Origin of the sequence: uncultured Lutibacter sp. (genome assembly GCF_947493565.1) — a bacterium.
Taxonomy (GTDB): Bacteria; Bacteroidota; Bacteroidia; order Flavobacteriales; family Flavobacteriaceae; genus Lutibacter; species Lutibacter aestuarii.
The window spans coordinates 234,682-248,418 of sequence record NZ_CANLRG010000005.1 but is presented as its reverse complement, the minus strand read 5'-3'; the positions used below and the strand labels follow the sequence as shown (position 1 = coordinate 248,418).

General features: G+C 29.9%; 9 protein-coding genes. 8 read left to right on the top strand and 1 reads right to left on the bottom strand.

What is annotated here, in order from left to right; genetic code table 11:
• Positions 1-100: 100 nt before the first annotated feature.
• Positions 101-2,614, bottom strand: coding sequence for a PIG-L family deacetylase (locus tag Q0714_RS08190; protein ID WP_298264108.1), 2,514 nt, complete (start codon positions 2,612-2,614; stop codon positions 101-103).
• A 234-nt stretch (positions 2,615-2,848) separates the two neighbouring features.
• Between Q0714_RS08190 and dnaN the strand changes: the two genes are divergently transcribed.
• From dnaN to fdhF, 8 genes are all read left to right on the top strand, one after another.
• A complete protein-coding gene (dnaN, locus tag Q0714_RS08185) occupies positions 2,849-3,967 on the top strand; it encodes a DNA polymerase III subunit beta (RefSeq protein WP_298264106.1) in 1,119 nt (372 codons plus the stop codon).
• Between the two features lie 74 nt (positions 3,968-4,041).
• Positions 4,042-4,635 carry an acyl carrier protein phosphodiesterase gene (locus tag Q0714_RS08180; protein ID WP_298264105.1) on the top strand — a complete coding sequence of 198 codons (594 nt, stop codon included), beginning with the start codon at positions 4,042-4,044 and terminating at the stop codon, positions 4,633-4,635.
• Positions 4,632-6,335: a gamma-glutamyltransferase gene (gene ggt, locus Q0714_RS08175; protein WP_298264103.1), complete on the top strand. Its 1,704-nt coding sequence runs from the start codon at positions 4,632-4,634 to the stop codon at positions 6,333-6,335. The genes Q0714_RS08180 and ggt overlap by 4 nt, the downstream gene beginning before the upstream one ends.
• 18 nt (positions 6,336-6,353) lie before the next feature.
• Positions 6,354-7,436 carry an AI-2E family transporter gene (locus tag Q0714_RS08170; protein ID WP_298264102.1) on the top strand — a complete coding sequence of 361 codons (1,083 nt, stop codon included), beginning with the start codon at positions 6,354-6,356 and terminating at the stop codon, positions 7,434-7,436.
• 3 nt (positions 7,437-7,439) lie between these two features.
• Positions 7,440-7,988, top strand: a complete 549-nt coding sequence (locus tag Q0714_RS08165; RefSeq protein WP_298264101.1) for a DUF1697 domain-containing protein — start codon at positions 7,440-7,442, stop codon at positions 7,986-7,988.
• 1 nt (position 7,989) lies between these two features.
• Complete coding sequence (locus Q0714_RS08160) at positions 7,990-9,174, top strand: class I SAM-dependent methyltransferase (RefSeq protein ID WP_298264100.1); 1,185 nt, start codon at positions 7,990-7,992, stop codon at positions 9,172-9,174.
• A gap of 206 nt (positions 9,175-9,380) precedes the next feature.
• The gene (locus Q0714_RS08155) at positions 9,381-11,006 is read left to right on the top strand and encodes an NADH-ubiquinone oxidoreductase-F iron-sulfur binding region domain-containing protein (RefSeq protein ID WP_298264098.1); all 1,626 of its coding nucleotides are present in this window, start codon (positions 9,381-9,383) and stop codon (positions 11,004-11,006) included.
• A 6-nt stretch (positions 11,007-11,012) separates the two neighbouring features.
• Complete coding sequence (gene fdhF / locus Q0714_RS08150; protein ID WP_298264097.1) at positions 11,013-13,727, top strand: formate dehydrogenase subunit alpha; 2,715 nt, start codon at positions 11,013-11,015, stop codon at positions 13,725-13,727.
• Positions 13,728-13,737 lie beyond the last annotated feature (10 nt).

Here is a 13,737-nt window from a genome sequence, read left to right as displayed (position 1 = left end):
AGTATTTTCATTAAAATATAAAATAGCACTATATAAACTACATTTGCAATTAAAACAACTGTATATTCTTTTTTCCAACTGTATTTTGGAGTTTCCATAATTAATTTTTCAAGGATTGTTCTGTTTTGTTTTTACCTACTGAAAGCATATTAGCAAACAGTTTATATGCTCCAGAAACACCCGCTGGTAATTCTCTAAAAAAACTCAATCCTGTATAGATAAAATTACCTTCACCATATTTAGCAATGAGTAAACTTCCATTTTTAGGAGTTTCATTTGCATCATTCATACTTAAAATGGCTTCAAAATTTGAATCCCATTCGTTAGGAAAATACAATCCTCGCTCTTGCGTCCAACCATCAAAATCACTTGAATAAATTTTGTTAGGATAGTTTAAGATCTCGTGATTTGGATTTAAAATGGTAACCTTCGCATTTTCATCGGTAACTCTATCTCTTGATAATTGAAGTGGATATGGTGCAACACTATCAACTTTTAACCTAAAATTAGTATTATATTGGGTTATAAGTGTCCCTCCATTTTTTACATAATTATATAATTTTTTTTGGTAAAATTTAGCTCTGTAATTTGTATTGTATGCTCGAATCCCTAACACAACTGCATCAAAATTTACTAATTTTTCAGATGTAATATCATCATCTTTTAATTCCACTACAGTATACCCTATTTGTCTTAAACTTGTTGGAATAACATCTCCAGCTCCTTGGATATATCCTATTAGTTGCCCTTTTTTTTGAATGTTTAGCCTTACAACTTTTGCTTCCGAAGGCATTGTAATAGACTGATATGGTATATGATTATATTCTATTTCTACCAATTGATTGGAAAATGATTGATTTCCTATTTCAATAAATGGTGAAATTAAACCTTCAGAATGATTTTTAGGTGGAGTAATTTCAAACTCAAAAGTTTTTTCTTCATTCTTTTGAAGAGCATTAAAATATTGAAATTCAGGAAAAATTTTCCAATTTTTAGGAATACTTAAAGAAAGTTTTCCATTCAAATGGGTGCCATTAGACTTTACTTTAACTTTTATCTTTTGAGAAGTATCTTCAGCAAATATGAATACTTTTTCATTAAAAGAAGCTGAAATTTTTGGCAATACTTCAAAGGGTCTATATACTTCACCTTTTACAGGATCATTGTATTTATATATAATCGTTTTGTAAAAAGGGATAATCACCTCTTTAAAATCAACATTAAATTGTAGATTTAATGAATGTGGAGTTTCAGGAAGTCCTATGTATTCTTTATTTGATACTTGATACATTCCTAAACTTCCCTTTTTAAGAAGCCAATAAGGTGATGTAAAGTTTTCTTCAGATGGAATAATAATTTCTGAATCTTTTTGATAGCTTTTATTGTTTTCTAAAATAACCGAATTTACTATTGGAGTTTGATTTGATGTTACAACCGATTTTAAACTTATTTCAAAATTGCTTCTATTAATAGCTTCAATACTTATTGGCACTTTACTCCCTCTAGCAGTGGTTGATTGTTTTGCTACCACTTCTAAATACAATCCTGCACAAGCTGCTATAATAGTTTTAATTTCTTTCGTTTTTATAGGTTTCCAATGCGTATCTTTTAAATTTTGAATCAATTTATAAGCTTCCAATAAATTAGGAATACTTTCAGCAGGATTATTAAAATTATATTCGTCCGCAACTTTTTGTAATAGGTTTCCAATAGCTTTCCCACCTTCAACTCTATTCCAAGAAGTATCTATTCCATCAAAAACATTGTTAGCCTTAGGAAATTCGCCTTTTAAAAATTCTAAATATTCTATTTGACTTCCACGAGTTCCAGTACTTCCAAAACCTTGTGATTGATGCTGACTTCTACTTAAAGATGCTATTTCACTGTTAGACAAACCCTTATTAACGTAATATGTACCAATATTTAACTTTAACAAGTTTGTTTTATCAGCTTTTTCAAAATTTTCTTGACTTCCATAAAACCACCAAGATGTGTTAAAAAATAGCCTTTGAGGTTTCCACAATTTATCATTTTTTAAATGTGTTTTGTAGCTTTTATCAGCTGCCAAATCAAAAGCTTCAACACTTAAAACTGCTGAGGAAGTATGATGTCCATGTGTAGTTCCCGGTGTTCTGTGATTGAATCTATTTACAATAACATCGGGTTTAAATTTTCGAATAATTGCTACAACATCATTTAACACTTCTTCTTTATTCCAAATTTGTAAAGTTTCATTTGGGTGTTTGGAATAACCAAAATCGTTGGCACGAGTAAAAAACTGTTCTCCTCCATCAATGCCTCTAGCGGCTAATAATTCTTGAGTTCTAATAACTCCTAACAATTCACGTAATTCTGGACCAATTAAATTTTGTCCTCCATCACCTCTTGTTAAACTTAAATAAGCTGTTCGAGCTTTTACATCATTAGCAAAATAAGAAATCAACCGTGTATTTTCATCATCAGGATGTGCTGCAACGTATAATACACTTCCCAAAAAATTTAATTTTTGAATACCTTCATAAATTTCTCCAGAAGTTAATTTTTTAGGAGTCTGTGCAAAAATAAAAGTTGAATAGAAAAAAGTTAGAAATAGAGAAAAAACTATTTTATTCATAAAAGTGTTTGATTATTTTAGTAGTGATAACAAATATAAAATTTAATTCAAAGTATCTCATTTTATTAGCAGTATATTAACATAATTATAACTATTTTTAAAAAACCATTTATAAAACACTATAAATGTTAAATTTAACTGTTAAAAATTGAATTTAAACTGTTAATAAATAACTTTTTTAAAACAACATTTTTAGAATATATTTGTGAATTATTCTATATAAACTAATTGTAAATGAAATTTATAGTATCAAGTAGCCAATTATTAAAACAGCTTCAAGTATTAGGAGGCGTTATAAACAGCAGCAATACCTTACCAATTTTAGATAATTTTTTGTTCGAATTAAATGAAAACGAATTAAAAATTTCTGCCTCGGATTTAGAAACAACTATGAGTACAACCATTGAAGTTGAATCTGACTCTGAAGGATCTGTAGCTATTTCTGCGCGTCTTTTACTAGATACCTTAAAAACATTTCCAAATCAGCCTTTAACTTTTAAAACAGAAGAAAACAACACTGTTGAAATTAGTTCAAGTTATGGAAAATATGACATGGCTTATTTTGATGGAAACGAATTTCCTAAAGCAGTTTCTATAGAATCTCCAAGTAGTACAATAGTTCCTGGTGAAGTTTTAGCTACTGCAATTTCAAAAACTATCTTTGCAGCTGGTAATGACGATTTAAGACCAGTTATGAGTGGGGTATTTTTTCAATTCAGTTCTGAAAGCTTAACTTTTGTTGCAACTGATGCTCATAAATTGGTAAAATATTCTAGAACTGATGTTACTTCTAATGATACAGCGGAATTTATTATGCCTAAAAAACCTTTAAATTTATTAAAGGGAATTTTAAGCGGAAATGAAAGCGATGTAACTATTGAATACAATGATGCTAATGCCAAATTTACATTTGATAATGTAGTGTTAGTTTGTAGGTTAATAGATGGAAAATATCCAAATTATGAAGCAGTAATTCCAAAAGAAAATCCAAACAAATTAACCGTAGATAGAGGAACTTTTTTAAACTCTGTAAAACGTGTTTCTATTTTTTCTAGCAAAACTACACACCAAATTCGTTTAAAAATGGCAGGAACAGAACTTAACATTTCTGCTGAAGATATCGATTATTCGAACAAAGCTGAAGAACGTTTGGTATGTGATTACCAAGGTGATGATATGCAAATAGGTTTTAATTCACGTTTTTTAACCGAAATGCTAAGCAATTTAAACTCTAACGAAGTTTTAATAGAAATGTCTTTACCAAACAGAGCAGGTATTTTAACTCCAATTGACGGTGTAGATGAAGGTGAGTTTGTTACTATGTTAGTAATGCCAGTTATGTTAAACAGCTAAAATCCAACTAAAATATACCAAGTGAAAATCCGCTAAAAGCGGATTTTTTTTGTATCATTGTTTAAAATTACTTTATGAACTTTTTAGCTCATCTCTACCTCTCAAAAAACAATACTAATATTTTAATCGGAAATTTTATAGCCGATGCTGTAAAAGGCAAAAAATATAAAATGTACCCTAAAGAAATTAAAGTAGGAATTCTACTACATAGAGAAATTGATAATTATACCGATACGCATAAAATTGTTAAAAGAAGTATGCATCGTTTAAATGAACGTTATAGACATTATGATGGAGTGATTATAGATATTTTGTATGATCATTTTTTAGCAAAAAACTGGAACAACTATTCAGAAATTCCTTTAGAACTATACGCAGAAAACATATATCAATTTTTAGAAAAAAACATAGAAACATTTCCTGAAAAAATTCAATACTTAGTTCCTTTTATGATAAACTATAATTGGTTGGTAAGCTATGCTTCAATTGAAGGTATTGAAAAAATTTTAAAAGGAATGAATAAACGTACCAAAGGTGTATCACAAATGGATTTAGCTATTGAAGATTTAAAAATTAATTATCAGGAGCTTGAAGAGGATTTTACAGCATTTTTTGAAGATTTAATAGCCTTTACCAATCAAAAAACTACTTTTTTATTAACAAAATGAAAAACTATATTTTAATTTTACTCCTACCCTTTTTACTAATTCAATGTAAAAACAATTCAACAAATACAACTCAACAAAACAAAACTATAGGATTACTTGCAGATAGCGCTATGGTAGTTAGCGCTAGAGAAGAAGCTTCAAAAATTGGGGTTTCCATTTTAAAAAAAGGAGGCAATGCTTTTGATGCTATGGTAGCAACAGAACTAGCTTTAGCAGTGTCTTACCCAGTTGCAGGTAATATTGGAGGAGGTGGATTTATGGTTTACAGGCTTCATAATGGCGAAACTGGTGCTTTAGATTATAGAGAAAAAGCCCCTATTTTGGCGTCAAAAAATATGTATTTGGATGAAAATGGCAATGTTATAAAAAATAAAAGTACGCTTGGTGCTATGGCTGTTGGTATTCCTGGCACCATAGCGGGTATTTTTGAGGCTCATAAAAAATTTGGATCACTACCAATGGCTACACTTATTCAACCAGCAATTGAGTTAGCTAAAAAAGGAGTTATAGTCACCAAAAAACAGGCAAAATCTTTAAACGCCAATCGCAACAAATTTCAAAAAGCTAACAATTTCAAAATACATTTAGACACTCTTTGGAAAGCTGGTGATACCTTAAAATTTATTGAATTAGCCAAAACTTTAGAAAGAATTAAAACTAAAGGGAAGGATGAATTTTACAAAGGAGAAACCGCACATTTAACAGTTAATTATCTTCAAGAAATGGGTGGAATTATTTCTTTACAAGATTTAGCTTCTTATGAAGCAAAATGGAGAACACCTATTACATTTAGCTATCGAACATTTGAAATTACATCTATGACTCTACCGTCAAGCGGCGGAATTTGTTTAGCTCAAATATTAAAAGCTATTGAACCTTATAACATAAAAGAATTTCAACACAATTCAACCAAATACATACAACTTTTAACAGAAGCTGAAAGAAGAGCTTATGCAGATAGAGCTCATTATTTGGGAGATCCAGACTTTATTTCTGTAAGTATAGATAGCTTAATTAATTCAAATTATATCCAGCACAGAATGAATAATTTTTCTTGGGAAAAAGCAAGCAAGTCTAGTGATATTTCCTATGGTAAATTAAATGCGTATGAAAGTGATGAAACAACACACTATTCTATTGTTGATAAATTTGGCAATGCTGTGGCAGTAACAACTACTTTAAATACAAGTTATGGCTCTAAGGTATATGTTAAAGGAGCCGGTTTCTTTTTAAATAATGAAATGGATGATTTTAGTGTTAAGCCAGGAGTTCCAAACTCTTATGGCTTGGTTGGCTCTGAAGCAAATTCAATAGCTCCAGAAAAAAGAATGTTAAGTTCCATGACTCCTACCATTGTAGCTGAAAACGGAAATCTAAAAATGGTGGTTGGCAGCCCAGGAGGATCAACTATCATTACCTCAGTTCTACAAAATATTTTAAATATCACCGATTTTAATATGGGAATGCAAGAATCTGTGAACAAAGCTCGTTTTCACCATCAATGGTTACCAGATAACATTAGGATGGAGCCAAATGGTTTTGAAAATTCAATAAAAAACGAATTAAAAAGTTTAGGATATCAACTTTTAGAGAGAGAATCGTTGGTAATTGGAAAAGTAGATGCTATTTTAGTACTTCCAAACGGAAAATTAGAAGGAGGTGCAGATCCGAGAGGAGATGATAGTGCAGCGGGGTATTAACTATTAAAATTACAACTAATGAATTCAAATACTATTTCAAATGGAATCATTAAAGCCATTGCAATATTAACTGGTATTTTTATCCTTTTATATTTCTTATATAAAATTCAATCAATAATCGTTTACATTGCAATTGCAGCAGTTATTTCATTAATTGGAAGCCCTATAATTCGTTTTTTAAAACTCAGATTAAAATTTCCCAACACCTTGGCAGTCATTTCAACAATGTTAATTTTTATTGGAATTTTTTCAGGTTTAATAAGCATGTTTATTCCTTTAATTATTGAACAGGGTCAAAATTTATCTTTATTAAACATTGAACAACTTCAATCTAACATTCAAAATTTACTAATTCAAATAAATGATTATTTTTTAGCAAAGGGAGTAGATATTTTAGATGAATTAAAACATGCTGATTTATTTCAAAATATGACTGCAATACCCAACTTACTAAACTCGGTAATTGGTACTTTAGGAAATTTAAGTATTGGATTGTTTTCTGTAATTTTTATTACTTTTTTCTTAATGAAAGACACCCATATTATGGAAAATTCTATGTATGTTTTAGTGAATGACAAAAGTGAAAATAAATTACGAAAATCTCTTAAAACCATCAATCATTTACTATCTCGTTATTTTATAGGGTTGGTTGTTCAAATCACTATTTTGTTTATTATTTATAGCATTACATTAGCAATCTTTGGAATTGAAAACACTATTGTCATCGCATTTTTATGTGCTTTGTTAAATCTTATTCCTTATATAGGTCCTTTAATTGGTGGTATTATTATGCTATTTTTAACTATGAGCAGTAATTTAGGGCAAGATTTTCAAACTGAAATTTTACCAACCACAATTTATGTAATGATTGGCTATATTATTGCGCAACTAATTGATAATTTTTTAAGTCAACCTTTAATATTTTCAAACAGTGTGAAATCTCATCCACTTGAAATATTTTTGGTAATTATGATTGCTGGAATATTATTTGGAGTTACAGGAATGATTGTAGCAATTCCAACATATACAGCTATAAAAGTAATTTTAAAAGCATTTTTAGCCGAAAACAAAATAGTAAAATCGTTAACAAAAGATTTGTAATTTATGAAAACCTATATTGCTTTTTTACGTGGTATAAATGTTTCAGGTAAAAACCTTATAAAAATGGTTGAGCTTAAACAATTATTTATCGATTGCGGATTTACTAAAGTTACAACCTATATTCAAAGTGGTAATGTAATTTTTAATGTAAGTGAAACAACAACATCAAAAATAGAACAAACTGTAATTGATGCCATTAGAAAAAAGTTTGATTATGAGGTTAAAGTTTTGGTGATATCAAAAAATGAATTAGAACGTATTTTTAAATCCAATCCCTTTATAAAAAATAATACTGAAATTGACATTTCAAAGTTGTGCGTTACCATGCTAAGTCAAAAAACGACTATTAATAATTTAGCTCCAATTAAAGAACTAGCTGCAAACTCAAAAGATGAGTTTATTTTGGATGATAAAAAAATTTATTTGAATTGCCCAAGTGGTTTTGGTAAAACCAAACTTACCAATAATTTATTTGAACACAAATTAAAAGTTGACGCTACAACACGAAACTGGAAAACAATTACAAAACTTGTAGAATTAAGTAATCAGTAAATTGAATATTGATATTTTAAATATAGAGGTTCAAGATTTTATCAATAAAAATCTAGAAACTAACCTAACTTCATTAATTTTAAAAGGGAGTCCGTTTAAAACTATTTCCATACAAGAAATTGCTGAGCAAATAGAAGCAAAAAAACGCTGCCAAAAAAAATTACCAACTTGGTTTAATTCACCTAACATCTATTATCCCAATAAATTAAATATTGAACAAACCTCTTCTGAAATAACAGCAGCCTATAAAGCTAAATTAGTTTCAGGAAATTCTTTAATTGATATTACAGGAGGATTTGGTGTAGATGCTTATTATTTTTCAAAAAAAATTAAAAATATAATCCATTATGAAATAAATAGTGAATTATCTCAAATTGTTTCTCAAAACCTTCAATCACTCAACACTCAAAACATTTATACTCATATAGGTAATGGCATTGAATTTCTAAAAAATTCAACTAATAATTTCGATTGGATATATGCAGATCCCTCACGAAGAAATGATACTAAAGGTAAAGTATTTTTATTAAAAGATTGCTTGCCAAATATACCTGATAACTTAACTATTTTATTTAAAAAAGCTGATCATATTTTACTAAAAGTTTCTCCAATTTTAGATATTTCAAGTGCAATAAATGAATTAATTTTTGTAAAAGAAATACATATAATTGCAGTTAATAACGAAGTAAAAGAATTATTATTTGTATTAGAAAAAAACTACAATCAAACTATAAACACACAAACCTTAAATTTTAATAAAAATAATGTTCAACAATTTAATTTTAGCTATAAAAAAGAAGCTCAATCTACTTTTTCAGAACCTAAAAAATACTTGTTCGAACCCAATACAGCTATTTTAAAAGCCGGTGCATTTCACCAAATTTCAGAATTTTTAAAAGTTGATAAGTTACACGAACATTCTCACCTATACACTTCCAATTTACTAATTGATTTTCCAGGAAGAAGCTTCGAAATTTTGCATTGTATTTCTTATAATAAAAAACAACTAAAACATTTAATTCCTTCAAAAAAAGCAAACATAACAACACGTAATTTTCCTGAAACAGTAGCTCAAATCAGAAAAAAAACTGGGTTAAAAGACGGTGGTAATCAATATCTATTTTTCACCACTGATATAAATAACCATAAAATTGTATTGATCTGTAAGAAAATAGAAGTCCTTTAATTATTTTAATAACACATTTCTATACACCTTGTAAATAGGCTTTTAAAGTATAATCATTTTTAAGGATTGTTAAGTAATTTTACCTTTTACAAAATATCATTTAACTTTTGGGAAAAACCCAATTTTCAAAGTAAAATACTGTGTAACAATAGTTTTTGCATACATCAATTTTTTTTTAGTATTTTTAGCCTATTAGATACATTAAAATGGCAAATAAAAATATACGCTCTTTATCATCAAGAAAAGGATTGGATGATAATTTATTCGAAAATATTGCAGATTTATCGCATAGAGATGCTTCAAAAGAAGAGTTTCAAGCATTAGCAAAACGATTTATGGTTGATGACTCTGTAATTTTTGGAACTTCTTCTTTTTACGATTTTACAAAAGAAGAAAACCGAAATAAAAAAATACATGTTTGCAGTGGAACAGCTTGTATGGTTGCAAAAACACAAGTAGGTCTTCAAAAACATATTGAACAACATTTTAAAAAAGAAGAAATTGGACATGCGGCTTGTGTTGGGCGTTGCCATACCAACAGTGCATTTATGTATAAGGGCAAAACCTATACTACTTCTAATAAACAAGAGTTATCAGCTATTATTTCTAACAACAATCACCAAGCAAACAACTACCATATTAATTGTAACACCACCCCTATTTTAACTTCAAAAGTTGAAGATATTGTTAAATTTTATGCTTTAGTAAAAAAGTATAAAAACAATCCTAAACAAGTTATTCAAGAATTAAAAATTTCAAATTTAAGAGGACGCGGAGGAGCTGGTTTCCCTTTTTGGTTTAAATTAGATGCAGTTATTAAAGAAGATAACAACCAAAAATATATTGTTTGTAATGCTGATGAAGGCGATCCTGGAGCGTATTCAGACATGTATTTAATGGAGCATCAACCTCACAAAGTTTTGTTTGGAATGTATGTATCTGGACTTACTGTAGGAGCTAATACTGGTGTTTTATATATTAGAGGTGAATATCCAGATTCTATTAGAAATATCCAATATGCAATTGAAGAACTAAACGAAAAAAAATTAATTACCAATTTTAAATTTAAAATAATTAGAGGACAAGGTTCTTACGTTTGTGGAGAAGAAACTGCATTGTTAAATTCCATTGAAGGCTTAAGACCTGAAGTTAGGGTACGCCCTCCATATCCTGCTCAATATGGTTTATATGGCAAGCCAACCGTTTTAAGCAATGTTGAAACATTTGCAAATATTCATTGGATTTTAGAAAATGGAGGGGACAGTTACTCAAAACTTGGCACTAAACAATCAGCAGGCACTAAATTAGTTTCATTAGATAGTTTTTTTAATACCCCTGGAATATATGAAATTGAAATGGGGACTGATTTGCATACCATTTTTTATGAATTTGGAAATGGATTCAAAGAAACTATTAAAGCTTTTCAAATTGGCGGTCCACTTGGCGGAATTGTTCCAATGAACAAAATAGGAGAATTAACACTCGATTTTGAGAGTTTTAATACAAAAGGGTTCTTACTGGGGCATGCTAGTGTAGTTTCTATTCCATCAGAATTTCCAATGATAAAATTTTTAGAGCACTTAATGGAGTTTACTGCTGATGAATCTTGTGGCAAATGTTACCCTTGTAGAATTGGTTCATTTAGAGGAATGGAAATGCTTCAAAAAGCTCAAAACGAAAACTATCGAATAAACCGTCAATTATTTGATGATTTATTAGAAACCTTAGAAATTGGTTCTTTATGTGCATTAGGCGGTGGAGTTCCTTTACCTGTTAAAAATGCACTTCAATATTTTTCTGAAGAATTATCCCAATATTTCACTTCAAAATAAACAACTATGACAGCTTATATCAATAATATTGCATATGAATTTAACCAAGGTGAAACTATTTTAGAGTTCATTAGAAGAATTGAACAAGATAAAAATGCAATTCCTACGATGTGTCAGGATAATCGCTTGGAAAATTTTGGTTCTTGTAGAGTTTGTTCGGTTGAAGTAGCTCGTGAAAAAGATGGTGTAACCAAAACTATGGCTTCTTGCCACACTCCTATTTCTGAAGGATTGTACATTTATCCTCACACAGAACGCATTCAAAAATTACGTAAAAATATTGTTGAACTTGTGTTAACAGATTACCCTTCAGACAAAGTTTTTCCTTCTGATAACAAAAGTGCTACTCCGTTCCAAAAAACAATTGCACAAATTGGCATTCCTAATGTTCGATATCCACAAGGTAAAAACCATTTAAACATACAACCAGACAGAGAGCATCCGTATATAAAATCTGATTTATCTCAATGCATCAATTGTTTTCGTTGTGTAAGAGCCTGTGAAGAAATTCAAGGAGAAATGATTTTAGGAATGTCTGGCAGAGGTTTTGCAACTAACATTATTAAAGGATTTGATACTACTTTTAATTTATCTGCTTGTGTTTCTTGTGGTGCTTGCGTACAAACTTGCCCAACAGAAGCTTTAACTGATAAATTTGAAACCAAAACATTAAAAGCCGATAAAACTGTAAGAACAACATGTACGTATTGTGGAGTTGGTTGTCAGTTAGATGTTTCAGTAATTAATGGAGAAATTAAAGGAATTCAAGCTCCAGAAACTGCCGAAGTCAACGAAGGTCATACCTGCTTAAAAGGTCGCTTTGCGTTTCAATTTTACAATCATCCTGATAGGTTAAAAGAGCCTATGATTAAAAAAAACGGAAAATTTGAAGTTGTTACTTGGGATGAAGCTTATGATTTTATTGCTAAAAAATTAAAAGAAATTAAAAACAACTACGGAGCAGATGCAATAGGCGGATTTTCTTCATCTAGAGCCACAAATGAAGAAAACTATTTAATGCAAAAAATGATTCGTGTAGCTATTGGAACAAACAATATAGATGGTTGTGCTAGAGTATGCCATGCACCAACAGCATTTGGTATGCAGCAATCATTTGGTACAGGTGCCGCAACAAATTCCATTGAAGATTTAAAACAAACCGATGCTATTTTCTTGTTTGGAGCCAACCCTGTAAAAGGACATCCTGTAACTGGAGCCAAAATAAAACAAGCTTTTATGAAAGGGGTCACTTCAATAGTAGTTGACCCTATTAAAACATCTTTGGCTGAATTAGCTGATTATCATTTGCAAATAAGACCTGGTACCAATGTTGCAATTTTAAATATGCTTGCCTATTTTATCATTAAAGAAGACTTGGTAAATCATCATTTTATCAATTCGTACACTGAAAAATATGAAGAATTTAAAGAACATGTTGATAATTTAGACATTAATGAGTTAGAAAAACTAACAGGTGTTTCAAAAGAATTAGCACAAAAAGCCGCAATAGCTTACGCAAAAGCTGAAAGAGCTATGGAATTTCACGGTTTAGGGGTTACCGAACACTTTCAAGGAAGTAAAACTGTAATGCTTCTTTCCAATTTAGCAATGATGACTGGAAATATTGGTAGAAAAGGAGTTGGATTAAATCCTTTACGAGGACAAAATAATGTACAAGGTGCTGCTGATATGGGGGTACAACCTCACCAAGGTGCTGGGTATTTAGATATTAACGATCCTAAAATTCAACAATATTATGCAGAAAAATATGGAGTTGATAAAATGCCCGAACATGAAGGTTTAAAAATACCTCAAATGTTAAATGCTGCAATAAATGGAAAATTAAAAGCCTTATATATTATGGGTGAAGACACCATAATGACAGACCCAAACACAAACCATAGTATTAAAGCCTTTGAAAATTTAGAATTAATTGTTGTCCAAGAATTATTTATGACCGCTACTTCCGAAATGGCAGATGTAGTATTACCTGCTTCCTCTTATTTTGAAAAAAATGGAACATTTACCAACGGAGAAAGAAGAATACAACGTGTTAATAAAGTAATTGAACCTATTGGAAATACAAAACCTGATGGACAAATTATTATAGACCTTATGAGTCGTTTAGGGTATCAACAGCCAACAGGCTTAACTTATGATGCTAAAAATGTAATTAAAGAAATTGCTGATGTTATTCCTTTTATGAAAGGTCTAACTTGGGAACGCTTGGGAGAAAATGGCTTACAATGGCCAATTCTTGAAGATGGTACCGATACACCTATGTTACATATTAATGGAAATTTTAAAAAAGGAATAGGAACTTTTCATTCATTTGATTTCGAAGAATCTCCAGAGATTGTTTCACATGGCAAAAAATATCCTTTTATTTTAACAACAGGAAGAGAATTAGAACATTACAATTCTGGAACCATGACTAGAAGAACTGATAACCAAACAATCCTTTCCGAAGATGTATTAGAAGTTCACCCTAAAGATGCTATAAGCAAAGGAATCAATGATAATGAAACCGTTAGAGTAATTTCTGACAGAGGAAGCGTTGTTATTCCTATTAAATATTCTAAAAACGTAAAAAGAGGGGTTTTAAGAACTACTTTTCATCAACCTGAGGTATTTATTAATATTATTACAGGAAGTGTTGGAGATAAAGAAACTTTAACTCCAGAGTACAAAGTTGTAGCGGTTGATTTTGAACGTCTTTAATTATTAATTT